At 50.8% G+C, this 24,339-nt stretch carries 17 protein-coding genes and 10 pseudogenes; 16 read left to right on the top strand and 11 right to left on the bottom strand.

The features are described 5' to 3' along the window. Nucleotides 1-39 precede the first annotated feature (39 nt). Together exoX and SOPEG_RS09610 are read right to left on the bottom strand one after the other, a co-directional pair. Nucleotides 40-758, bottom strand: a pseudogene (exoX, locus tag SOPEG_RS09615) (exodeoxyribonuclease X). Between the two features lie 572 nt (nt 759-1,330). Then, entirely contained in the window at nt 1,331-1,558 is a 228-nt protein-coding gene (locus tag SOPEG_RS09610; protein ID WP_025245181.1) for a DNA polymerase III subunit theta, read from the bottom strand. Between the two features lie 378 nt (nt 1,559-1,936). Between SOPEG_RS09610 and ftnA the strand changes: the two are divergent. From ftnA to SOPEG_RS09590, 4 genes and pseudogenes are all read left to right on the top strand, one after another. After that, nucleotides 1,937-2,436 (top strand): annotated as a pseudogene (ftnA, locus tag SOPEG_RS09605) (non-heme ferritin). 261 nt (nt 2,437-2,697) lie between these two features. Then, nucleotides 2,698-3,072: a CopC domain-containing protein YobA gene (gene yobA, locus SOPEG_RS09600; RefSeq protein WP_417903438.1), complete on the top strand. Its 375-nt coding sequence runs from the start codon at nt 2,698-2,700 to the stop codon at nt 3,070-3,072. After that, the gene (copD, locus tag SOPEG_RS09595; RefSeq protein ID WP_038468531.1) at nt 3,073-3,963 is read left to right on the top strand and encodes a copper homeostasis membrane protein CopD; all 891 of its coding nucleotides are present in this window, start codon (nt 3,073-3,075) and stop codon (nt 3,961-3,963) included. Between the two features lie 39 nt (nt 3,964-4,002). After that, the gene (locus SOPEG_RS09590; RefSeq protein WP_025245178.1) at nt 4,003-4,356 is read left to right on the top strand and encodes a YebY family protein; all 354 of its coding nucleotides are present in this window, start codon (nt 4,003-4,005) and stop codon (nt 4,354-4,356) included. A gap of 219 nt (nt 4,357-4,575) precedes the next feature. On the opposite strand, the pseudogene SOPEG_RS09580 reads toward SOPEG_RS09590, so the two are convergent. Both SOPEG_RS09580 and SOPEG_RS09575 read right to left on the bottom strand, forming a co-directional pair. Further along, nucleotides 4,576-5,786: pseudogene (locus SOPEG_RS09580) on the bottom strand (IS256-like element ISSoEn2 family transposase). A gap of 816 nt (nt 5,787-6,602) precedes the next feature. Next, a complete protein-coding gene (locus tag SOPEG_RS09575) occupies nt 6,603-7,526 on the bottom strand; it encodes an IS5 family transposase (RefSeq protein WP_025244160.1) in 924 nt (307 codons plus the stop codon). A 216-nt stretch (nt 7,527-7,742) separates the two neighbouring features. Between SOPEG_RS09575 and SOPEG_RS09570 the strand changes: the two genes are divergently transcribed. Together SOPEG_RS09570 and SOPEG_RS09560 are read left to right on the top strand one after the other, a co-directional pair. Then, entirely contained in the window at nt 7,743-8,795 is a 1,053-nt protein-coding gene (locus SOPEG_RS09570) for an IS256 family transposase (RefSeq protein ID WP_025245177.1), read from the top strand. A 2,307-nt stretch (nt 8,796-11,102) separates the two neighbouring features. After that, a pseudogene (locus SOPEG_RS09560) lies at nt 11,103-11,378 on the top strand (choline dehydrogenase); the annotation flags it as partial. 57 nt (nt 11,379-11,435) lie between these two features. On the opposite strand, the gene SOPEG_RS09555 reads toward SOPEG_RS09560, so the two are convergent. Next, nucleotides 11,436-12,359 (bottom strand): IS5 family transposase, encoded by a 924-nt coding sequence (locus tag SOPEG_RS09555; RefSeq protein ID WP_025244160.1) that lies wholly within the window; start codon nt 12,357-12,359, stop codon nt 11,436-11,438. Nucleotides 12,360-12,427: 68 nt separating this feature from the next. On the opposite strand from SOPEG_RS09555, the pseudogene SOPEG_RS09550 reads away from it, so the two are divergent. Together SOPEG_RS09550 and SOPEG_RS09545 are read left to right on the top strand one after the other, a co-directional pair. Beyond that, nucleotides 12,428-12,982 (top strand): annotated as a pseudogene (locus SOPEG_RS09550) (GMC oxidoreductase); the annotation flags it as partial. A gap of 33 nt (nt 12,983-13,015) precedes the next feature. Further along, on the top strand, nt 13,016-14,359 hold the full coding sequence (locus SOPEG_RS09545; protein WP_038468521.1) for a cytochrome c: 1,344 nt from the start codon (nt 13,016-13,018) through the stop codon (nt 14,357-14,359). Between the two features lie 97 nt (nt 14,360-14,456). On the opposite strand, the gene SOPEG_RS09540 is transcribed toward SOPEG_RS09545, so the two are convergent. The 3 genes and pseudogenes from SOPEG_RS09540 to SOPEG_RS09525 form a co-directional block, all read right to left on the bottom strand. Then, nucleotides 14,457-15,314: a hypothetical protein gene (locus SOPEG_RS09540; protein ID WP_148297043.1), complete on the bottom strand. Its 858-nt coding sequence runs from the start codon at nt 15,312-15,314 to the stop codon at nt 14,457-14,459. Between the two features lie 65 nt (nt 15,315-15,379). Then, nucleotides 15,380-16,304 (bottom strand): annotated as a pseudogene (locus tag SOPEG_RS24460) (IS5 family transposase). Nucleotides 16,305-16,364: 60 nt separating this feature from the next. Further along, nucleotides 16,365-16,628 carry a hypothetical protein gene (locus SOPEG_RS09525; protein ID WP_158382370.1) on the bottom strand — a complete coding sequence of 88 codons (264 nt, stop codon included), beginning with the start codon at nt 16,626-16,628 and terminating at the stop codon, nt 16,365-16,367. 26 nt (nt 16,629-16,654) lie between these two features. Here SOPEG_RS09525 and SOPEG_RS24455 point away from each other — a divergent pair. Beyond that, nucleotides 16,655-17,579, top strand: a pseudogene (locus SOPEG_RS24455) (IS5 family transposase). Here the strand turns inward: SOPEG_RS24455 and SOPEG_RS09510 are convergent. Both SOPEG_RS09510 and tadF read right to left on the bottom strand, forming a co-directional pair. Next, nucleotides 17,572-17,973 (bottom strand): hypothetical protein, encoded by a 402-nt coding sequence (locus tag SOPEG_RS09510; protein WP_148297042.1) that lies wholly within the window; start codon nt 17,971-17,973, stop codon nt 17,572-17,574. The pseudogene SOPEG_RS24455 and the gene SOPEG_RS09510 sit on opposite strands and share 8 nt — an antisense overlap. Before the next feature lie 173 nt (nt 17,974-18,146). Further along, the gene (gene tadF, locus SOPEG_RS30850; protein ID WP_417903449.1) at nt 18,147-18,356 is read right to left on the bottom strand and encodes a tight adherence pilus pseudopilin TadF; all 210 of its coding nucleotides are present in this window, start codon (nt 18,354-18,356) and stop codon (nt 18,147-18,149) included. A 48-nt stretch (nt 18,357-18,404) separates the two neighbouring features. Between tadF and SOPEG_RS09505 the strand changes: the two genes are divergently transcribed. The 4 genes and pseudogenes from SOPEG_RS09505 to SOPEG_RS30845 form a co-directional block, all read left to right on the top strand. Beyond that, nucleotides 18,405-19,613, top strand: a complete 1,209-nt coding sequence (locus tag SOPEG_RS09505) for an IS256-like element ISSoEn2 family transposase (protein ID WP_025245168.1) — start codon at nt 18,405-18,407, stop codon at nt 19,611-19,613. Nucleotides 19,614-19,659: 46 nt separating this feature from the next. Beyond that, nucleotides 19,660-20,067 (top strand): A24 family peptidase, encoded by a 408-nt coding sequence (locus SOPEG_RS09500; protein ID WP_158382368.1) that lies wholly within the window; start codon nt 19,660-19,662, stop codon nt 20,065-20,067. A gap of 296 nt (nt 20,068-20,363) precedes the next feature. Further along, a complete protein-coding gene (locus SOPEG_RS09495) occupies nt 20,364-20,861 on the top strand; it encodes a hypothetical protein (protein ID WP_148297041.1) in 498 nt (165 codons plus the stop codon). A gap of 133 nt (nt 20,862-20,994) precedes the next feature. Further along, nucleotides 20,995-21,261: pseudogene (locus SOPEG_RS30845) on the top strand (pilus assembly protein N-terminal domain-containing protein); the annotation flags it as partial. Here the strand turns inward: SOPEG_RS30845 and SOPEG_RS09485 are convergent. After that, a pseudogene (locus SOPEG_RS09485) lies at nt 21,254-21,859 on the bottom strand (IS5 family transposase); the annotation flags it as partial. The pseudogenes SOPEG_RS30845 and SOPEG_RS09485 overlap by 8 nt on opposite strands. On the opposite strand from SOPEG_RS09485, the pseudogene SOPEG_RS28750 reads away from it, so the two are divergent. From SOPEG_RS28750 to SOPEG_RS09470, 3 genes and pseudogenes are all read left to right on the top strand, one after another. Next, nucleotides 21,844-22,442: pseudogene (locus SOPEG_RS28750) on the top strand (metal ABC transporter permease); the annotation flags it as partial. The pseudogenes SOPEG_RS09485 and SOPEG_RS28750 overlap by 16 nt on opposite strands. Nucleotides 22,443-22,489: 47 nt before the next feature. Further along, nucleotides 22,490-23,413 (top strand): IS5-like element ISSoEn1 family transposase, encoded by a 924-nt coding sequence (locus SOPEG_RS09475; RefSeq protein ID WP_025243834.1) that lies wholly within the window; start codon nt 22,490-22,492, stop codon nt 23,411-23,413. A gap of 65 nt (nt 23,414-23,478) precedes the next feature. Further along, the gene (locus tag SOPEG_RS09470; protein ID WP_025245164.1) at nt 23,479-24,318 is read left to right on the top strand and encodes a metal ABC transporter permease; all 840 of its coding nucleotides are present in this window, start codon (nt 23,479-23,481) and stop codon (nt 24,316-24,318) included. Nucleotides 24,319-24,339: the final 21 nt, after the last annotated feature.

Genomic DNA, 24,339 nt, shown 5'->3' with positions numbered 1-24,339 from the left:
GGGCCCGCTTAACCCGTGAGAAAGCGGCGTCGTGCAGCTTTATTCCCCGGTATGTCCCTCGGCATGGCGGTGTGCTTCGCTGGCCGCCCCGGAGAGATGGTAGTTGAGGCTATAACGCAGGTCGGCGGATAAATCGCGCAAATTGGCCAGCAGCCAGTGGAGATAACCGGGGTCATCACGGGCGATCTGCGCCAGCGGCTGGCCGCGGTACTTACCGAATTTCAGGCTGGAGAGTAACGTGGCTGCATTACTTATTGCCACCATCTTGCCACCATCTCCTCGGGGCTCCAGCCGGAACCCTGCCGTATCTTCATCAACAAGGCGGCGGTGACGTAGCAATCGTACAACGCCCGGTGGGGGTAGAGCTCCGCCGGCGGCGCAACCTGCAACTTAAGCGCATAACGCAGATATTGATTGCCGTACTTGATACCGGGGTACAATTTGCGCGCCAGTTTCAGGGTGCAGATCCACGCACCGTTCATCTCCGGCAACATCCGCCTGTCGAAGGCGGCATTATGCGCGACATAATAGGCGCTGCCCTGGCAACGGCCAATAACGCGCGCGATGCGCGGTTTATCCGCCACCATCTCTTCGGTGATATGGTGAATAACCATCGCGTCCAGTCCAATGGAGCGTCCCGGATTCACCAGATCGCTCATAACATTGCTGATGCCCGTATCGCTAAGGTCCAGCGAGGCGATTTCCACGACGCCTGCGTCAAGGCCGCAGGTCTCAGTATCGATCACGCGAAAGGTCATAATAGGTCCTGTGCTGGCAAAGTTGCCTTATTATGACGCCTTAAGCGGCAATAAAAAACCCGCTGCGAGGGCGGGTTGATAGGAAAGGAAGCGGCGAGGCATCACACAATGTCGGCAGGCGCCTTTTTGCTGCGCTTTTCGGTACGCTTTTCTTCCGGGGTTTTCAACGGTTTCTTCTTGGTATCTTTTTTACGATCCATTCCCTTACTCATAATGACCTCTCAGTGGCAGACAGGAAATGCTGGATTTATTAACTGCTGATTGTCGGTCGTTGGCAACACAAATTGTGCTATTTCGTGCCGAAACAGAATGACGGGCCTTGCGGTGCCGGGACCGTCAGCGAAACGCGGCGCAGGGTGCGCCAGTTATCGCGCGACGCATGCCGCCGCGTGATAGTAGGCCGCGCGCGTCCGGCAATTGAACGCACATGCGGCAAAACGGAAAACGCGGCATAACCTTCACGTCGCCATTAGCAATTCGGGCGCATAGGCGAGGGGGTTTACCCCCAGGAATAGACGGCGATGAGACACCACATTGTGGCACAGGGCGCGCAGCCCTCTGCTTGGGGAGGATTACTTGCGCGCCTCGTAGGGGAGGCGGGAGAAGTTGAGTGAAGCCTGCCGGTAGAAGGTCACGCGGGTACGGAAATAGTCGCGTAACTGCGCGGGTTGGTCCCGCTCCACCTGTTCCGCCACCACCGACATGTTATAGCGCTCTTTGAACGCCACGGCAGACGCCGCCAGGTCGACGTTGATTTTATCGCGCGTTGGCTCATCAAGGGTGGCTAAATTGTACGTCATCGTGACTCCTCCCGGTTCATTGCGGTTCGGCGTTCAAAATAAAGCAGCCGGCGACGGTTTGCAAGCCACCGGAGGGAAGGGGTGAATAATAATCGTTTCTATTACGTCTTTGGCATCTTTGCCGTGGCGATACAGAGTGGCGGGGGAAATAATGGTTAATTAAGAATGCAAATAATAATCCCTATCAATTCCAAGCGAGGAATAATTATCACTCCCTGGTGCGGAAGAGTGAAATTATCGCAGGTCATTGAATTTGAATGATTTTAAATTATCCGTCTATTTCGGAATAAGCCGGTTTGTTTTTCCCGGTGATGTTGGCATAATAGCGAGAATAAATCACCTGCACATCCCATAAAGACGCCAGACAATGTTAAAAAAATGGCCAGCAAGCTAAATGAACAATTAAATCTCGAATTCTTTTCCGCCAATCTCTATTTGCAAATGAGCGCATGGTGTAATGACAAAGGATTAGAGGGCGCTAGCCAGTTTTTCAAAACCCAGTCCAGCGAAGAGATGGATCGCATGCGCCGCCTGTTTGATTATCTCAATGACACCGGCACCATGCCGGTACTGGGGGCTATCGAAGCGCCGTCGGTTGGGTTTCCTTCCCTGGCCGAGCTGATCAAACTCGCTTATCAGCATGAGCAAATGATTACGCAGAAGATTAACGAGCTGGCCCATGTCGCCATGACGCTGCAGGATTATTCCACGTTCCACTTCCTGCAGTGGTATGTCGCCGAGCAGCACGAGGAAAAAAGATGTTCAAGTCAATCCTCGACAAGCTGGCGCTGGTGAACACCGACGCCAGCGGCCTGTTCTTTATCGATCAGGATTTCAAGAAAATGAATGGCGATAACAGCGTCGACACCACGATGTAAGCGCCTGTCTCTGCTGATGATTTCTCCCGTCCGCCCCTGCATTACCGCCGGGGCGGACGGGTGCGTTATCCTCGACTTCACCTGCCTCAGCCGCTATTATTTGCTCGCGCTCATGTCAGCGGGATAGCCAGCCTTGCCCGAACCTACAGGCCTTTTTCGCCGCTGGCGGTAATGGCTATGCAGTGGATCCTGCCGTCTTGTTTCCCGTCGCCATGGCGTTTATTCCGACATTTATCTACTTAAGGAAAGCCACTAATGTCAATGCAACGTATTGCCGCGCCGGTGTACGCGCTGGCGTTATTTGCCGGAGCGATATTGTGCGCGCCGCGGGCAGAAGCCCATGCGCATCTCAAGACGCAATATCCCGCTGCCAATGCCACCATGACGGATGCGCCGCAGGCGCTTACCCTGACCTTTACCGAAGCGATTGAACCCGCTTTTAGCGGCTTAACGTTAACCCGCAAGGATAACCAGCCCGTGCCGACCGGGCCTATCAAGACCGATTCGGCCAATGCTACCCAAATCATCGTTCCGTTTAAGCAGCCGCTGACCGCCGGCGAATACGTGGTAGCGTGGCATGTGGTTTCGGTAGATGGGCATAAAACCCAGGGCAGCTACTCCTTCAGCGTCAAATAAATGGCCTCGTTGTTGGCCTGGTTCGCGGCCTGCCGTTTCATTCATTTTGCCGCGCTGATACAGCTCGCCGGCGTGTTGCTGTTCAGTGAACGTCTGGCGCCGCCCGCGCTGCAGCCTCTGCTGCGGCGCGCATTCCGGCGCAGCCAAAGCGGTTTGGCGCTCGTGGGCCTGCTGACGGCCATCGCGCTACTGGCGCTCCAGGCGGGACTGATGGGGCAGGGGTGGCCGGATACTCTACGATTGGAGGTGTGGCGCGCGGTGCTGCATACCTCCTTTGGTCAGGTATGGTTCTGGCACCTGATGCTGGCGCTGGCGACCTGCGGCGCGACGCTCGGCGCGCCGGCCTCTCCCTGGCGTTACCCGCTGTTATTGATGTTGTCGATGGCGGCGCTGCTCAGTCTGGCGTTCACCGGTCATGCGGCGATGTATGACGGCTTACGCGGTGTGGCGCAGCGCTGCAACCAGATGCTGCATCTCTTGGCGGTGGCGGGATGGTTGGGGGGACTGTGGCCACGGTTGCTAACGCTGCGCTGGCTTAGGCGCGCGCGTTTACGCGCCGGCGCCTTGACGGCATTGATGGCCTATTCCCGCAGCGGTCATGTGTGGGTGGCGCTGGTAATCCTCACCGGAGTACTGAATACTTTCTTGGTTCTGGGGCATTGGCCCCTCGAGCTGGGACAGCCCTATTCGCGTATGCTGCTCATCAAGACCGCCGCCGTCGCTGCCATGGTAATGCTGGCGTTAACCAACCGCTACCGGGTTGTCCCGACCATGCGCACTGACGAACCCCGCGCCATTAAACGGTTGACCCTGTTGACGCTAATGGAAATCGCCTTGGGCGCGCTGGCATTGTTGTTGGTCAGCGTATTTGCGATGCTCGAACCCCAATAAGTCACGGCTACGGGCCGTTAGGTTATAAGCAGGTTTATCATGAAAAAACGATCGGTTGTTGTCGTCCTCGTATTGCTGGCCTCGCAGTACGCCAGCGCTATGGAGATTATCACCCTAAGCAAATTCCAATACGGTAAGCAGTGGGCGTTCACCAAAGAAGAAGTGCAGCTCATGTGCCGCCCGAATCACGCGCTGTGCGCCCTGAATATGAGTACGTTGATGCAATACCCGTTGAACGAGCAAGCCGAACAGCAACGAAAAGAAGGCCATGTCCACGCACAGCCCATTGACACTATTTTGCTGGATGATCCCGACCGGCCAGGGCAGAAAATGAGTATCGCGCCTTTTGTCGAGCGTGCCCAGCAGTTGTGCGTGGACAAAGCCGTACCCTAACGGTGAAGGTTGGGAAGAAATCGCCAAAGTGCAAAGGTTAAGCAACTGAAGTGTGTCTGTTATCACAGAGTTAAACTTTGATGACAGAATATGCGCGCAATGGCGCCTCGGCGGTGGAAAAGCGGGGTCTGCGCTCTATACTTAAGGCTGTAGGACGTTAAAAGCCTACGAAAAATGCCACTTTTGACCCTGTACACGATTCTGTGTAAATGCCTTTTCTCAGAAGTGACCGTCCAGGCGGTGTCACCGAACTCGATAATAAAGCGGCTCATTGCCATGCGCCAGTCCCTCAAAGGCATTGTCCATTTCTGTGAGGCCGCCTGTATCGCCAGCCACACCACCTTTTTCACTGCGTCGTCGATCGGGAACACCTTGCGCTTTTTGATGGCATGCCGGATCACGCTGTTTAACGACTCGATGGCGTTGGTCGTGTAGATCACCTTGCGGATATCCGTTGGGTAGGCAAAGAACGTGGCCAAATTGGCCCAGTTTGCCTACCAGCTTCGACTTATTTGCGGGTAGCGGATGTCCCAGGCACTGGAGAACGCTTCCAGCGCCTGCAAGCCGGCTTCTTCCGTAGGGGCCTGATAAATAGCTTTCAGGTCGCGGGTGACGGCCTTGTAGTCCTTCCAGGAGACGAACCGCAAGCTGTTGCGCACCATATGCACGATACACAGCTGGAGCCGCGCCTCCGGATACACCGCGTTAATAGCGTCAGGGAAACCTTTCAGCCCGTCTACGCAGGCGATAAGGATATCGTTCAGGCCGCGGTTTTTCAGCTCTGTCAGCACGTTCAGCCAGAACTTTGCGCCTTCATTTTCGGCCAGCCACATACCTAGCAACTCTTTCTGGCCTTCGATGTTGATGCCCAGCGCCAGGAACACAGATTTGTTGATGATGCAGCTGTCCTGCCGGACTTTTAGAACGATATAGTCAAGATAAACAATGGGATAGACTGCATCCAGAGGCCGGTTTTGCCATTCAACAACCTGCTCCATGACCGCATCGGTGACCTTTGAGACCAGCGCCGGCGAGACATCGGCGTCATACAGCTCTTTGAACGCGGCGGCGATCTCGCGGGTGGTCATCCCTTTGGCGTACAACGATAAAATCTGGTTATCCATCCCGGTAATCCGGGTCTGGTTCTTCTTCACCAGTTGCGGTTCAAAGGAACCGTCACGATCGCGCGGAGTACGCAGCGCCAGCGGGCCATCGCCAGTGGTAACGGTTTTTGTGGAATAGCCGTTGCGGGCGTTGGTCCCCGGTTTAGGCTGATTTTTATCGTAGCCGAGGTGATGGGTCATTTCGGCATTGAGAGCTGCTTCGACGCCGATTTTTTTCAGCAGCCGATCGAAGTGACTGAGATCTTCAGGGGTTTTGAGATTTTTGGCCAGTTCGTTAGCCAGAGCCTGCAACTGTTTTTCGTCCATAAATTAACCTGTTTTTGATGTTGGATTGAACATATCAAAATCAGGCAAATACACAAATTTCTAAACAGGCTCTTAAGCATCCCTCTCCAGCGAGGTTGATCTTCTCACCATAACGGTTATTGTGCTCTCTCTAGCGGTTGTTTTACTCATTTCAGTGGTTATTGACCCCCTCCTAAGCCAGTCACAGCAAGGCTTTGCGGGCTACGGGGATCTTATAGGATCTCTTTTTGATCTTATCATGATCTATTTATAGGATCTGACCTGTGGAAAACGGGAATAAAACACCTCTCGCAGGGTCAAAAACGCCACATTTCCCGGCCACTTTTGTCAAATGATTTCTTCATTAGCGCTCATCATCGTAAACCAGCGTACTCAAACGGCTTTGGACGGCATGCAGGATTTTTTCACCTACAGACCTCAATATCACCTCTTCGGCTCTTATACACGCGCTCTGAGTCCATAATCGGCTTTGTATCAAACAGACTTCGCGTAGCTACACGACTTCTCGACTCAACCAGCATGATAACGTCAGCGACCTGGCTTAAATTAAGCAATGTATGCTAATCAACAGTGGTCAGGCGTATCCGGTTTGAAGCCATAAGGAAAGTTCCCTTACATAAGAACCAGAGTGATGAGCGAAACATAGTATCGATATACCTTACCCTTGGGAGCCTAGCAGCACTTGTCGATAAGCCGTAATGGTCGGGACAGACTATGATAACTCACTACTTCATAACAAGCAGACTCATGAGACTTACGGCGCTTTGTTGAATAAATCCGAAATTTGTGACGACTTCCTTCCTATCAGGGCGATTGTTACATGATGCGGACGCTGTTTGGCATTCCTAACAGTGTGATCCGGTTAAGTGCTTTAACCATTGCCATTGTCTCACCTACCTGCGCGTCATAGTCATGCAGACTCAGATGACCACCCAGAAGTGTTTTAAACCGGAACATGGCCGTTTCAGCCAGTGAACGCCGGTGATAACCTACTTTCTTTTTCCAGGTATCGTTATTGCCGCTCAGATGCTGATTTGCCACCGCATGGTTACGCTCATGGTATCGAGCTGGCCAATATTGCGCACCACTTCGCGGTGGGATAAGCGGCTTTATTTTTTTCCTCAGCAGAGCATCATGACAGTAACGCGTATCGTAAGCACTGTCAGCCGACGCTTCCCTGATTTTCCGGTGGGTTTGGTTAATCAGCCCGGGCAGCGCCTGCGCATCTGTCGTACCGCTTAGCGATAAATCGGCACAGATAATTTCATGTGTCACGCTATCTACTGCCAGATGAAGCTTGCGCCATACTCTGCGCCTCTCAGCCCTATGCTGCCTGACTTTCCATTCGCCTTCGCCGAAGACTTTCAGGCCGGTGCCATCGATGACCAGGTGTGAGATTTCGCCGCGGGTTGGCGTTTTTATGCTGATGTCGACGGTTTTTGCTCGCCGGCTGACCAGAGAGTAATCTGGGCAGCGCAGCGATAGCCCCATCAGTTTAAAAATCGAGTCAACGAAACCCTGTAACGCCCGGAGCGAAAGGTTAAACACGCGCTTTATCATCAGAACCGTGGTAATGGCCATATCGGTGTAGTGAAGCGGCCGGCCACGATGTTCAGGTGGTGTACTCTCAGTCCATGCAGCAATGGCTGACTCATCAAGCCATACTGTCAGGTCCCCCCGCTGCCTGAGCGCATTGTTATATGCGGGCCAGTTGGTAATTTTAAACTTTTGCTTTGCCATGGGGACCTGATGTTGAAACGAATGTAGTGATCATAGCCGCCAGTCACCTAAAAGTTCGATTTATTCAACAAAGCCGACTTACGGTAAAGTACAGAAAAGGAGGAGTATTTAGCAGTTTGGGCATTGTGCATTAGCGGTTTTCATGAGCCTGTTTAGAAATTTGTGTATTTGCCTGATTTTGATATGTTCAATCCAACATCAAAAACAGGTTAATTTATGGACGAAAAACAGTTGCAGGCTCTGGCTAACGAACTGGCCAAAAATCTCAAAACCCCTGAAGATCTCAGTCACTTCGATCGGCTGCTGAAAAAAATCAGCGTCGAAGCAGCTCTCAATGCCGAAATGACCCATCACCTTGGCTACGATAAAAATCAGCCTAAACCGGGGACCAACGCCCGCAACGGCTATTCCACAAAAACCGTTACCACTGGCGATGGCACGCTGGCGCTGCGTACTCCGCGCGATCGTGACGGTTCCTTTGAACCGCAACTGGTGAAGAAGAACCAGACCCAGACCCGGATTACCGGGATGGATAACCAGATTTTATCATTGTACGCCAAAGGGATGACCACCCGCGAGATCGCCGCCGCGTTCAAAGAGCTGTATGACGCCGATGTCTCGCCGGCGCTGGTCTCAAAGGTCACCGATGCGGTCATGGAGCAGGTTGTCGAATGGCAAAACCGGCCTCTGGATGCAGCCTATCCCATTGTTTACCTTGACTGTAGCGTTCTAAAAGTCCGGCAGGACAGCCGCATCATCAACAAATCTGTGTTCCTGGCGCTGGGCATCAACATCGAAGACCAGAAAGAGTTGCTAGGTATGTGGCTGGCCGAAAATGAAGGCGCAAAGTTCTGGCTGAACGTGCTGACAGAGCTGAAAAACCGCGACCTGAAAACTATCTATCAGGCCCCTACGGAAGAAGCCGGCTTGCAGGCGCTGGAGAACGCTTCCAGCGCCTGGGACATCCGCTACCCGCAAATAAGTCGAAGCTGGCAGGCAAACTGGGCCAATCTGGCCACGTTCTTTGCCTACCCAACGGACATCCGCAAGGTGATCTACACGACCAACGCCATCGAGTCGTTAAACAGCGTGATCTGGCATGCCATCAAAAAGCGCAAGGTGTTCCCGACCGACGACGCAGTGAAAAAGGTGGTGTGGCTGGCGATACAGGCGGCCTTACAGAAATGGACAATGCCTTTGAGGGACTGGCGCATGGCAATGAGTCGCTTTATTATCGAGTTCGGTGACCGCCTGGACGGTCACTTCTGAGAAAAGGCATTTACACAGAATCCGGTACGGGCTCCTTGTCATATTCATCTAGACCTGAGACACCCGCACGATTAGAAGCACAATGATGAGTCTCAATGCCTTTTCAAGTTAATCATGCAATGCAGGGTCTAAGTCAAATTCAGGTTTCGCCTGCTCTATACAGTGGATAGGTTACACCAATCTACAACAGCCCCTCTTCACTTCTTCGTGGTAGTACACAACTAGTACATACACTCTTTCGTATTGGCTCAACGTGATAAGTAATTCCGGCCTTGTACACTCTGTTCTTCCATTGAATATGTCTTACTATGAAGTGCTACGATATCTTATCAAGTAATACTCAGTATATAGTATGTAATACTTCATATAACTGTAATTTTATAGGTTGCTTTTATATGTTCTTAAAGCTTTCTTCTATTTTATACACTGCTATGCATTCGTATGACCGAATTAGTAGTATTTCACACATCACACCTTTGATTAGTTTCAAATTTATCGCACTGCTAGATGTAGATGACCAATTCCAACGTTTATGACTATTTCTCAACCACATTTACCTGTCTAATCAATTGCCTATGTCTTGATTTTTCAGGTTGTGCGTAATTTATTTGTTGAGTAGAAGCCAAGACAATGTTTTCATAAGTGCTAAGTGCTAAGTGCTAAAGATATCTTGGCGAGGTTAAGTTATGATGTATGAAATCATGACTCATAACAGATAAGTAATACTAATGAAGTAACAACAATTAAGTCACAAGTCATAGGTATTATTAAGCCATAAGCATACCCTATGTCTAGAAACCGCAGTGACCTGGTAAAGGGGATAAGTAGTCTTAGCGAAGACCGTTTTTTACCTAATGAGTTAAGTCAGACCTACTCGTCGAATGGGAGCATTGCGACAGGGTGATATGCTTCATTTCAGCTATCGAGTCCCAAATCACCTACTCTATGAAAAAATTCATAAGTAATGCGTATGAATAAATAAAACCCCTCATACCTAGTATGTATTGGGTATGAGGTGCTACTTATTCATGATCTGCACTCATGTACTGCAGATGCAGCCAAACCAGCACATCATTGTCTCCCTAAGAAACAAGGTACCTCAGTGGTGGCTGAGGGCTTGGAACCAACAAGCTGATTGGGCAGATTATGACCAATCTCAGGTAATATGCATTATTAATGTTGGTTAAAAATCTTGATTTTTTATCATACTTCATAAATATTAGGCATGACAATACCCAAAACATATTACTTGCGCACAAATAAATAACGTCAATCAACTATCCATGGTGTTTAGTAGTAGAAACAAATCTTCCACACCACTATGCGTAGACAAAATCGTGGCACCCAAGATAATTTCAGACCTACGACATATTTGATGCAAGCTGTATCTCGATAGATACTTGCGTGCGACCTGCTTATAGCTCGCCCATGTCTGAGACACTTCTTCAACGAGAGTACATTCAATTATGCCGGCGTCCGTAGCTCGGTCTAACAACAAAATTTTATCGTTCACGAATGGTTCGAGCGCGCGCTGGCCACAGTCCGTTGGTCGGTTATGTTGGATCCGCTCATTGTTCAATAATGAAGCATTGCATAGGATAATAAAGAAAGGTGGTTGTCACAGATGGATCATAACACATCATATAGCCGTTGCAAACGCAAGAAGGTAGCTTGATGCCTATCGATGGGCGACAATAGCTTACAATCAGAATAAGTGTAGTGGAACATGTGCCAAATACGGAAGTTGCGCTACGTGAATTCTGCAAATTTTTGCGTGCCAAAGGGAGGGATTTTTCAAAACTGCACTCCACTCGTTAGGACCTTGCAAGCTTATAAGGAAGGAGGAGGGGAGGGGTAATGACATCATTGGTGTGTAATGGTAATGGACTCTTGCTATTCCGTATGCCGCATTTGCAAGACATAACTGTTCAAGCATTGACCAAAAATTTAACCAGGCGAAAATTAATACAGTATTGCCTAATCCTGGGGATCCCATTTGACAGTATAGTGAAGGGGTAATTCACGGTGAACGGATGCTGGCACCGCGCATACTCATAGTCTTACAGAGGAATAAAGACGCACATTAATAGGTATTTAGATTCTTCTGTAGGAGGCAAGCGCTGAACCCGACTCAAAAGATTGGTCTGTAGATACGAGGTTATAATATGTCTTTAATAACAAAAAAACTCTGTATATACTGGCCAGATGATAACATCACATATCTAGTTATCATAATAACTGATGGAAGTACAGATATTTATTATCTGCCGCGAACGGTGGATGTTTACACAGAATCGTGTACAGGCTCATAAACAAAGCCATAAAATCTGGGGGCGATGCTTTGTTCTCACCGCCAACGGCATCGAAAGCCCAAAATTATTGCTTATGTCGCAGAGCAAGCGCTTTCCTGCCGGTATTGCCAACCGCTCGGGTATGGTTGGCCGTAATTTGATGGATCATCCCGGCGCCTCGGTCATCTTTTTCGCCGACGAACCGGTCTATTTCGGCCGCGGGCCGATGCGCCCAGGCAGCATTAATAATACCCGCGATGGGCCCTTTCGTCGGGAACGTTCTGCCGTGCGCACGCTTTGTTGAATAAATCCGAAATTTGTGACGACTTCCTTCCTATCAGGGCGATTGTTACATGATGCGGACGCTGTTTGGCATTCCTAACAGTGTGATCCGGTTAAGTGCTTTAACCATTGCCATTGTCTCACCTACCTGCGCGTCATAGTCATGCAGACTCAGATGACCACCCAGAAGTGTTTTAAACCGGAACATGGCCGTTTCAGCCAGTGAACGCCGGTGATAACCTACTTTCTTTTTCCAGGTATCGTTATTGCCGCTCAGATGCTGATTTGCCACCGCATGGTTACGCTCATGGTATCGAGCTGGCCAATATTGCGCACCACTTCGCGGTGGGATAAGCGGCTTTATTTTTTTCCTCAGCAGAGCATCATGGCAGTAACGCGTATCGTAAGCACTGTCAGCCGACGCTTCCCTGATTTTCCGGTGGGTTTGGTTAATCAGCCCGGGCAGCGCCTGCGCATCTGTCGTACCGCTTAGCGATAAATCGGCACAGATAATTTCATGTGTCACGCTATCTACTGCCAGATGAAGCTTGCGCCATACTCTGCGCCTCTCAGCCCTATGCTGCCTGACTTTCCATTCGCCTTCGCCGAAGACTTTCAGGCCGGTGCCATCGATGACCAGGTGTGAGATTTCGCCGCGGGTTGGCGTTTTTATGCTGATGTCGACGGTTTTTGCTCGCCGGCTGACCAGAGAGTAATCTGGGCAGCGCAGCGACAGCCCCATCAGTTTAAAAATCGAGTCAACGAAACCCTGTAACGCCCGGAGCGAAAGGTTAAACACGCGCTTTATCATCAGAACCGTGGTAATGGCCATATCGGTGTAGTGAAGCGGCCGGCCACGATGTTCAGGTGGTGTACTCTCAGTCCATGCAGCAATGGCTGACTCATCAAGCCATACTGTCAGGTCCCCCCGCTGCCTGAGCGCATTGTTATATGCGGGCCAGTTGGTAATTTTAAACTTTTGCTTTGCCATGGGGACCTGATGTTGAAACGAATGTAGTGATCATAGCCGCCAGTCACCTAAAAGTTCGATTTATTCAACAAAGCCCCGTGCGCATTGATGTCGCCAATACCTCACCGGTTCGTTTTTTGACCGAGCGGCTTATTCGCCAGGGTTATTATGGCAAGTAGTTGAACGAACGGTTGCTATATCAGTCGGCGCATTACGTGCAGCTTAAATCTTTACTGGAGATGTTGCCCGATCCTGACAATCGCGTGGTATTAAGCAAGACCGCTCGGGATGCCTGGGGGCTCCCCCGCCTGGAAGTCCATTACCGTTTTCCCGACTATGTGCATCGTGGTTATGACCAATCTTTAAGGGATTTTCAAAATATTGTCGGACAACTGGGCGGTACAGAGGCGGAATACAGCGAGCGGGGTGTTTATGACAACAACCAGCATATTACTGGCACGATGATCATGGGTCGGGATCCGGCGGATTCGGTTGTAGATGGCGACTGCCGCGCCCACGATCATCCGAATTTGTTTATTGCCGGCACCGGCATCATGCCTTCCGCCGTCACGGTAAATTCAACGCTGACCGGCACCGCCCTGGCGCTGCGCATGGCCGATGAGGTGCTGGACCATTTGGCGTGAACAATCGTTGGCCGTTGGCGACGTGAGGACACGATGGGCAATGATGGCTTAAGAACACGCTTGCTCGCCCTGCTCCCCGTGCTCCTGGCGGTCAGCGGGGCGCAAGCCCAGGCGCCGCAGCCTCCCGCGGCGGATCTCATCGCCCGCGGCCGTTACCTCACGCTCGCCGGCGATTGTGGCGCCTGCCACACCGCGCCGGGCGCCGCGCTCGATTTCGGCGGCGGTTATCCGTTGGCCACGCCTGTTGGCGTCATTTACAGCACAAATATTTCCTCCGATAAGATCCGCGGGATCGGCGGCTGGAGCGACGAGGCTTTTGTCCGCGCGGTTCGCGAAGGGGTCAGCCAAGATGGCCATCTGTTGTATCCCGCCATGCCTTATGACGCCTACGCCAAGCTGAAACGCGAGGATGTCCTGGCGATAAAAGCCTATCTCATGTCGCTGCCGCTGGCGGCATCCTCCGTACCGTCAACGGAACTTTCCTTTCCCTTTAATCAACGCTGGGGATTGGCGTTTTGGCGCTGGCTTCATTTGGCGCGCGGCGAATTAAAAGATGACCGCGCACAAACGCCGGCCTGGAACCGCGGCCGATATCTGGTCGAGGAGCTGGCACACTGCGGCACTTGCCATACCCCTCGTACCTTCACCTATGGCATGGACAATGCCAAAGCCTTCGGGGGAGGGGATTTGGGATCTTGGGTGGCCTTCAATATTACGCCGGAACGTAACGCCGGCATCGGCACCTGGAACCGAACGGAATTGGCAAGCTATTTGAAAAGCGGCTGTATTAAGGATAAAGCGTCCGCCGGCGGCGGCATGGCCGAGGCAATTGAACAAAGCCTACAATACCTGACGGAAACGGACCGTTTGGCCATAGCGGAATACATCGGCTCCCTGGCGGCGGTGGGAGATAATAGGCAAACGCGGCCGCGGGATCGCTGGGGAACGGCCTCATCCACCGTCTACGCCCTGCGCGCCGGACGGCTATCCAGCGTAACCGGCGCTGGACTGTATAATAGCCACTGCGCGTCCTGTCACGGCGGCGAAGGGGAGGGTAACGGCGACGGCGAGGGTTTTCCTTCGCTGTTTCACCATACCACGACAGGGGCTTACGACAGCCGCAACGTCGTCGCGGTGATCCTCACCGGCGTGTCGTGTCGCGGCCAAAACACTACGGTGATGATGCCTGCGTTTACCGAATGGCTTGAGGATGAACAGGTCGTGGCACTGAGCAATTTTGTCAGCGCGCAGTTTGGTCATCCGTCTGCGGCAACGATCACGCCCGCCAGGGGCAAGGCGCGGCGCGAAGCGTTAAGGGCACCCTCTCCAGCGGCTATCGAAGATGGCCGTCTGAAGGAAACACCTAACGGCAGCTAACGCCGCTTAGGCGCGCGCAATGACGGTATACCATGTATTCGACGGCGCCGCCAATAGGGCTTCATGGCAACGCCAGGCTAAAAGAACATTCTCACTATTAATCCTTTACGATGTTGTGTCCTATTTTTTCGCTACCATGTACAGCTTCTTTTAAGGAAGTCGCAAATTCTGAAGGCTTTGTCACTGCTGGTATGGGTGTATCCACGCCTTCTACGGTCGTAGTTCGGGTCTCTGGAGACAGTAAGCACGTATTCCATTTTATTTTAGGCGTGTGAGATATCGGTATCACGCTAAGTTGCCATTTAACATCCCGACAGAGACCTTGACGGATAAAGTCATTAGTGAAATCAATATGGTTATCTTCAGTGTCACTGATGAAAATTATTTTTTTGACGGTGTGCTTATCGTCTTCTTCACTCAAAAGCCGTGAGGCAAAAAGGATCCCGGACAACACCACGGTATTGCCGCCTCCGCCGATACCCTTGATTTTATGTTCCAACTGGGTGATGTTATTGGTAAGCAGTAAGGCCTCATTATTGGGGGAGCCGCCTAAACAGAGATTTCTAAAAAGCTTTGGCAAGTAATGATCGTTAACTAGCGTATCCTTAAATATATCACCGTGTTTATCTTTAAACGGTCGATGAAAGCCCATAAGCAATAGATGGAGTATGTGATTATAATGTTCAACACCAGCAGCATGCATCATCCTTTCGGCCTCCTCATTATAAAAAAGAAGTTGACCATCAGAATTTATACCAGATTTTGTGAATAGAAGCTTATCTCTATATTTTATTGAATTCTTGATATTCACAAGTTCGTACAATGAAAAAGTGCGATGAACATCTGCATACGTTGACAATTGATACTTATTGATTAGACTTTCAGGAATATTTTGCAGATTTCGAGCCTTGTTGGAAAGATAAAACATTTGTATAGGATGATAACCTGTATTCATCATTAACGGCGCTTTGTTGAATAAATCCGAAATTTGTGACGACTTCCTCCCTATCAGGGCGATTGTTACATGATGCGGACGCTGTTTGGCATTCCTAACAACGTGATCCGGTTAAGCGCTTTGACCATTGCCATAGCCTCACCTACCTGCGCGTCATAGTCATGCAGACTCAGATGACCACCCAGAAGTATTTTAAACCGGAACATGGCCGTTTCATCCAGTGAACGCCGGTGATAACCTACTTTCTTTTTCCAGGTATCGTTATTGCCGCTCAGATGCTGATTTGCCACCGCATGGTTACGCTCATGGTATCGAGCTGGCCAATATTGCGCACCACTTCGCGGTGGGATAAGCGGCTTTATTTTTTTCCTCAGCAGAGCATCATGACAGTAACGCGTATCGTAAGCACTGTCAGCCGACGCTTCCCTGATTTTCCGGTGGGTTTGGTTAATCAGCCCGGGCAGCGCCTGCGCATCTGTCGTACCGCTTAGCGATAAATCGGCACAGATAATTTCATGTGTCGCGCTATCTACTGCCAGATGAAGCTTGCGCCATACTCTGCGCCTCTCAGCCCCATGCTGCCTGACTTTCCATTCGCCTTCGCCGAAGATTTTCAGGCCGGTGCCATAGATGACCAGGTGTGAGACTTCGCCGCTGCGTTGGCGTTTTTATGCTGATGTCGACGGCTTTTGCTCGCCGGCTGACCAGAGAGTAATCTGGGCAGCGCAGCGACAGCCCCATCAGTTTAAAAATCGAGTCAACGAAACCCTGTAACGCCCGGAGCGAAAGGTTAAACACGCGCTTTATCATCAGAACCGTGGTAATGGCCATATCGGTGTAGTGAAGCGGCCGGCCACGATGTTCAGGTGGTGTACTCTCAGTCCATGCAGCAATGGCTGACTCATCAAGCCATACTGTCAGGTCCCCCCGCTGCCTGAGCGCATTGTTATATGCGGGCCAGTTGGTGATTTTAAACTTTTGCTTTGCCATGGGGACCTGATGTTGAAACGAACGTAGTGATCAGAGCCGCCAGTCACCTAAAAGTTCGATTTATTCAACAAAGCCCATTAACGGCATATAACACTTTTCTTTATAAAGTACCCCTGTATCAAAAGGCACAATGGCGATGCGGCTGTTTTTATCGAAACGATGAATGTTATGGAATTCCCTCATAGCATCACGCTTCAATCGGTTAATTTTTTTTATACAACCGGTGTTTTGCTCTATGACATCTTCACTCATGCCATCTTTTTCAAAGTCTAAAGGGCTTTGTTGAATAAATCGAACTTTTAGGTGACTGGCGGCTCTGATCACTACATTCGTTTCAACATCAGGTCCCCATGGCAAAGCAAAAGTTTAAAATCACCAATTGGCCCGCATACAACAATGCGCTCAGGCAGCGGGGGGACCTGACAGTATGGCTTGATGAGTCAGCCATTGCTGCATGGACTGAGAGTACACCACCTGAACATCGTGTCCGGCCGCTTCACTACACCGATATGGCCATTACCACGGTTCTGATGATAAAGCGCGTGTTTAACCTTTCGCTCCGGGCGTTACAGGGTTTCGTTGACTCGATTTTTAAACTGATGGGGCTGTCGCTGCGCTGCCCAGATTACTCTCTGGTCAGCCGGCGAGCAAAAACCGTCGACATCAGCATAAAAACGCCAACCCGCGGCGAAATCTCACACCTGGTCATCGATGACATCGGCCTGAAAGTCTTCGGCGAAGGCGAATGGAAAGTCAGGCAGCATGGGGCTGAGAGGCGCAGAGTATGGCGCAAGCTTCATCTGGCAGTAGATAGCGCGACACATGAAATTATCTGTGCCGATTTATTCGCTAAGCGGTACGACAGATGCGCAGGCGCTGCCCGGGCTGATTAACCAAACCCACCGGAAAATCAGGGAAGCGTCGGCTGACAGTGCTTACGATACGCGTTACTGTCATGATGCTCTGCTGAGGAAAAAAATAAAGCCGCTTATCCCACCGCGAAGTGGTGCGCAATATTGGCCAGCTCGATACCATGAGCGTAACCATGCGGTGGCAAATCAGCATCTGAGCGGCAATAACGACACCTGGAAAAAGAAAGTAGGTTATCACCGGCGTTCACTGGCTGAAACGGCCATGTTCCGGTTTAAAACACTTCTGGGTGGTCATCTGAGTCTGCATGACTATGACGCGCAGGTAGGTGAGGCTATGGCAATGGTCAAAACGCTTAACCGGATCACGCTGTTAGGAATGCCAAACAGCGTCCGCATCATGTAACAATCGCCCTGATAGGGAGGAAGTCGTCACAAATTTCGGATTTATTCAACAAAGCATTGTTAGAGGTGAATTTCTTTTGTGCCACGGCATTGTCACCAACGTCCACGGAGGCGGGAAAAGTTTGATACAAATCGGATGCAATCCAAGCGTGGTGAACGATTTGCGCCTGGACATGATACTCAACATAGTCTGCATTGGCCTGATCGCTGCCGGAGGGCCTAATGCTAACTTCAATGCTCGGCATTTCCTTTAGCTGCGGCATATACGCCCGAACATATTCCGTGGCAAGCTGGCGATGTCGCTCAACATTGCCGCGTTTTTCAGGGCTATCTTCGGCGGTGAGCGCCAGCGCCGCTTGCTCTAGCGCATTCGAAAGCCGGGCTTTTTGGTTCAAGAAGTGGGCACTGTCTAGGCCAAATGCGGTTAGCGTGACCATGAGCGTTGACAATAATGCGCAACACACAGCATACGAGCCGCATTCGTTATAGCATAACAGACGAAGACGCTGTTTCACTTTTATTCTACACATGATTATTCCTGTCATTCCACGTCATTTATTTGCGCAGGTTATCGCGCAACTGTAATAGCGTAAGCGGTTATGCCGCCAAGCGGGTTAAAGGTGTTACCAATACCGATTTGATAGCAAAGAGTGACTTGATAGAGAGGCTGTTTGCCATCAAGTTTGATATCAGGAGAAAGTGTGCTCAACGTATTAAGTCTGGCGGGAGCCTCACATTTATCGTTCTTTCTTGCGAGCCTGTTTAGAAATTTGTGTATTTGCCTGATTTTGATATGTTCAATCCAACATCAAAAACAGGTTAATTTATGGACGAAAAACAGTTGCAGGCTCTGGCTAACGAACTGGCCAAAAATCTCAAAACCCCTGAAGATCTCAGTCACTTCGATCGGCTGCTGAAAAAAATCAGCGTCGAAGCAGCTCTCAATGCCGAAATGACCCATCACCTCGGCTACGATAAAAATCAGCCTAAACCGGGGACCAACGCCCGCAACGGCTATTCCACAAAAACCGTTACCACTGGCGATGGCCCGCTGGCGCTGCGTACTCCGCGCGATCGTGACGGTTCCTTTGAACCGCAACTGGTGAAGAAGAACCAGACCCGGATTACCGGGATGGATAACCAGATTTTATCGTTGTACGCCAAAGGGATGACCACCCGCGAGATCGCCGCCGCGTTCAAAGAGCTGTATGACGCCGATGTCTCGCCGGCGCTGGTCTCAAAGGTCACCGATACGGTCATGGAGCAGGTTGTCGAATGGCAAAACCGGCCTCTGGATGCAGTCTATCCCATTGTTTATCTTGATTGTATCGTTCTAAAAGTCCGGCAGGACAGCCGCATCATCAACAAATCTGTGCTCCTGGCGCTGGGCATCAACATCGAAGGCCAGAAAGAGTTGCTAGGTATGTGGCTGGCCGAAAATGAAGGCGCAAAGTTCTGGCTGAACGTGCTGACAGAGCTGAAAAACCGCGGCCTGAACGATATCCTTATCGCCTGCGTAGACGGGCTGAAAGGTTTCCCTGACGCTATTAACGCGGTGTATCCGGAGGCGCGGCTCCAGCTGTGTATCGTACATATGGTGCGCAACAGCCTGCGGTTCGTCTCCTGGAAGGACTTCAAGGCCGTCACCCGCGACCTGAAAGCTATCTATCAGGCCCCTACGGAAGAAGCCGGCTTGCAGGCGCTGGAAGCGTTCTCCAGTGCCTGGGACATCCGCTACCCGCAAATAAGTCGAAGCTGGCAGGCAAACTGGGCCAATCTGGCCACGTTTTTTGCCTACCCAACGGACATCCGCAAGGTGATCTACACGACCAACGCCATCGAGTCGTTAAACAGCGTGATCCGGCATGCCATCAAAAAGCGCAAGGTGTTCCCGACCGACGACGCAGTGAAAAAGGTGGTGTGGCTGGCGATACAGGCGGCCTCACAGAAATGGACAATGCTTTTGAGGGACTGGCGCATGGCAATGAGCCGCTTTATTATCGAGTTCGGTGACCGCCTGGACGGTCACTTCTGAGAAAAGGCATTTACACAGAATCGTGTACAGGGTCATTTGCTTACTGGTGCGCATCGCAGTGACAGACATTCGCGCGCGGATTATCACTAATTGCGATATTGCCTTATTGTTTGCCGTACTGTGCACGATAAATCTCATCACGGGCAAGATGCCAAACATGGTTCTCGCGCTAGTCGTGCTCGGCATAGGGCTGCTGCTTTTTATGGGAAATTTAATGGGGGGAGGCGATGTTAAGCTATTAGCGGTTATGTCATTAGCTTTTGACTGGCGTGCCTACATGTCATTTCTCTTCCTCACCGCACTGATAGGCGGATTCATTGCACTGGCAGGCATCCTATTTTTTCGTCAAGCAACATTACGCCATGGCGTGCCCTATGGCGTTGCAATAGCCGCCGCATTTCTGTTGTCTGACACCTGTCATGCGATTATTTTTAAGACCGAGATTTTTTCATGAATTACAGATGGTTATTTATATTATCTATTGCGGTGACGGCGGTAGGCTTTGTCGGAATATTTATGTAACTGCAACAGTCCAATGAAGCCACTTAGGACGTTGGAAGCGTCATCCTGACGGCCGAGGCTTCAAAAGACCTGAAACCAAATGACCTTTTAACGGAACAAGACTATACCTTAAAATATATCAAGACCCATGACGCTAATAATGACAAACGCGATATCAGCAAAATAAATAATGGTGTTATTGCAGGCTATCGACTTAGAGAACACGTAGCGAAAGGAGCACATTTCACCATGGCGGTCCTCGAACAACCGGTAAGCCGCATCGTTACCGGTCATCATCAACTTCCTTCTGGGGTGATTTACCATTTCCCCATCAGTAAAAAAGACGAGTATCTACTGACCTCTGTAAGTAACGGAGATACCCTCTCGCTTTATATCAGACTTACTGAAGTGCGCAGCGCGAACCAAATTACACTTAATAGCGGTGAAAGTGAGAGTTATGGCGTGAATGAAAATAAAGACCATGTCCTTTACCGTCTCTACGAGAATATTCCGATTATCAACATCGAACGACGATCCTCCGAGGGGAAAGCTAAAATCACGAATGATGAGCCTCTGGGAACCGTGGCATTAAAGCTCACCACTGCGCAGTTAGCCGAGATAAAAGTTCTAGAAAGTATGGGCGAGATATTACTTTTACCCAACGATGAGAAACAACTCGTCTCATCCAGAGTCAGTATCAAAAAAGTTTTACCTCAATTCAGCAACGTAAAGGAATTGAGAGGATAATGGCGATGCCTATCTGTAAAAACCAAACATCGCGTCCCCCTTTAGGTTGTCTCATTGCCATGGGCGTATGGGTTTTCATTAGCTCGATTTCTTACGCCGGTGCAGCTGAAACTTACCTCGCGCCGGGGATACTCGCGTCATTCAAGTGCCACAGACGGTTGATACAATCTTTATTTCGTCGCCAGACATTGTCGATTACAAATTAGTAGGCCAAAACAACATTATTACTTACGCAAAAAAGGCCGGCCGGGGGGATCTTATCGCGTTTGATATACAGGGGAAACAGATATTAAAAACAACATTAGTTGTAGATCAACTGCTCAGCGAGCTACATAACGCTTTGTTGAATAAATCCGAAATTTGTGACGACTTCCTCCCTATCAGGGCGATTGTTACATGATGCGGACGCTGTTTGGCATTCCTAACAGTGTGATCCGGTTAAGTGCTTTAACCATTGCCATTGCCTCACCTACCTGCGCGTCATAGTCATGCAGACTCAGATGACCACCCAGAAGTGTTTTAAACCGGAACATGGCCGTTTCAGCCAGTGAACGCCGGTGATAACCTACTTTCTTTTTCCAGGTATCGTTATTGCCGCTCAGATGCTGATTTGCCACCGCATGGTTACGCTCATAGTATCGAGCTGGCCAATATTGCGCACCACTTCGCGGTGGGATAAGCGGCTTTATTTTTTTCCTCAGCAGAGCATCATGACAGTAACGCGTATCGTAAGCACTGTCAGCCGACGCTTCCCTGATTTTCCGGTGGGTTTGGTTAATCAGCCCGGGCAGCGCCTGCGCATCTGTCGTACCGCTTAGCGATAAATCGGCACAGATAATTTCATGTGTCACGCTATCTACTGCCAGATGAAGCTTGCGCCATACTCTGCGCCTCTCAGCCCCATGCTGCCTGACTTTCCATTCGCCTTCGCCGAAGACTTTCAGGCCGGTGCCATCGATGACCAGGTGTGAGATTTCGCCGCGGGTTGACGTTCTCATCTTTCTTCGCCTTCGGGCTATTTATGCTGTCGCAGCGGCTCGCCGCGATGAATATCAAGACGATCATGCTGGGCAATTTGTTGGTGATTGCGCCGTCCGATATTGTGCAATTGGCGCTCATCGGCTGTATCTCGCTGGCCATTTTGCTGGTGAAGTGGAAAGATCTGATGGTGGTATTCTTTATGAAAATCATGCGCGTTCCGTTGGGATTAATCCGGTGGGGCTGAAGTGTTTGTTCTTCACTCTGCTGGCCGCCTCGACGGTCGCCGCGCTTCAGACAGTCGGCGCCCTCCTGGTAATTTGCATGATAGTGACGCCCGGCGCCACCGTCTGGCTGCTGACCGATCGTTTCCCTCGTTTGCAGATGGTGTCGGTGCCTATGGGCGCGCTAACCAGTTTCGTGGGCGCGTACAGCAGTTACTTTCTTGACGGCGCCACCGGCGGGTTGATCGTTTCGCTGCAAACCCTCCTCTTTTTGCTGGCATTCGTTTTGGCGCCGCGGCACGGCTTATTGGCCTCCCGTAAACGCGCTCGCACCGAGTTAAGGAAAAAAGGGGCTTTGTTGAATAAATCGAACTTTTAGGTGACTGGCGGCTCTGATCACTACATTCGTTTCAACATCAGGTCCCCATGGCAAAGCAAAAGTTTAAAATCACCAACTGGCCCGCATATAACAATGCGCTCAGGCAACGGGGGGACCTGACAGTATGGCTTGATGAGTCAGCCATTGCTGCATGGACTGAGAGTACACCACCTGAACATCGTGGCCGGCCGCTTCACTACACCGATATGGCCATTACCACGGTTCTGATGATAAAGCGCGTGTTTAACCTTTCGCTCCGGGCGTTACAGGGTTTCGTTGACTCGATTTTTAAACTGATGGGGCTGTCGCTGCGCTGCCCAGATTACTCTCTGGTCAGCCGGCGAGCAAAAACCGTCGACATCAGCATAAAAACGCCAACCCGCGGCGAAATCTCACACCTGGTCATCGATGGCACCGGCCTGAAAATCTTCGGCGAAGGCGAATGGAAAGTCAGGCAGCATGGGGCTGAGAGGCGCAGAGTATGGCGCAAGCTTCATCTGGCAGTAGATAGCGCGACACATGAAATTATCTGTGCCGATTTATCGCTAAGCGGTACAACAGATGCGCAGGCGCTGCCCGGGCTGATTAACCAAACCCACCGGAAAATCAGGGAAGCGTCGGCTGACAGTGCTTACGATACGCGTTACTGTCATGATGCTCTGCTGAGGAAAAAAATAAAGCCGCTTATCCCACCGCGAAGTGGTGCGCAATATTGGCCAGCTCGATACCATGAGCGTAACCATGCGGTGGCAAATCAGCATCTGAGCGGCAATAACGATACCTGGAAAAAGAAAGTAGGTTATCACCGGCGTTCACTGGCTGAAACGGCCATGTTCCGGTTTAAAATACTTCTGGGTGGTCATCTGAGTCTGCATGACTATGACGCGCAGGTAGGTGAGGCTATGGCAATGGTCAAAGCGCTTAACCGGATCACGTTGTTAGGAATGCCAAACAGCGTCCGCATCATGTAACAATCGCCCTGATAGGGAGGAAGTCGTCACAAATTTCGGATTTATTCAACAAAGCGGAAAAAAGGATGAGCCTGACAGACACTTTGCTGATGCCCTTTCATTTTGCTTTCATGAATAATGCGTTCTTGATTGTGCTTCTTATCGCCGTTCCCGCCTCGCTGCTATCGTGCCTGATGGTATTAAAAGGGTGGGCGCTGATGGGCGACGCCATGAGCCATGCGGTATTTCCGGGCGTAATCATCGCCTATATGGTCGGGTTTCCACTGGCGGTTGGCGTTTTCGTGGCCGGTCTGGTTTGCGCCATGACGACCGGCTTTTTGAAAAACAATAGTCGCATTAAGCACGACACGCTGATGGGGATCGTGTTTTCTGATATGTTTGGCGTCGGGCTGGTGATGTATGTCAAAGTGCAGTCCACGCTCCATTTGCAGCATATTTTGTTTGGCGACATGCTGGGAATTGGCGCGGATGATCTCATCGAGGCGGCGGTCATTTCCGCCGCTACGGTGCTGTTCATCGCCGTAAAATGGAAAGATCTGCTGCTGCAAACCTTTGACGGGGTGCAAGCCAAAGCCTCCAGCCTTAATGTGCGCCTATTGCACTACGGCCTGCTCTGCTTCCTTGCCCTGACGATCGTAGCGGCGCTTAAAGCGGTCGGGATCATTTTGTCCGTCTCGTTATTGATTGCTCCAGGGGCCATAGCTTTCCTTATCACCAAGAAATTCTGGTCAATGATGCTGGCTTCCGTGGCCATCGCCGTCGCCGGCGGCTTTTTAGGAGTGTACGTTTCTTTCTTCCTGGATAGCTCGCCGGGGGCGACCATCGTATTGTTCTTCACCCTGATGTTTGCCGTGGTCTTCCTTATCAAGGGGGTTCAGAGTTACCGTATCCGCTATGCGGCCTAACCCCCTACCGGACACGGCCTT

The organism is Candidatus Sodalis pierantonius str. SOPE, from assembly GCF_000517405.1.
Classification (GTDB): domain Bacteria; phylum Pseudomonadota; class Gammaproteobacteria; order Enterobacterales; family Enterobacteriaceae; genus Sodalis_C; species Sodalis_C pierantonii.
This window is presented reverse-complemented; position numbering and strand designations above follow the sequence as displayed.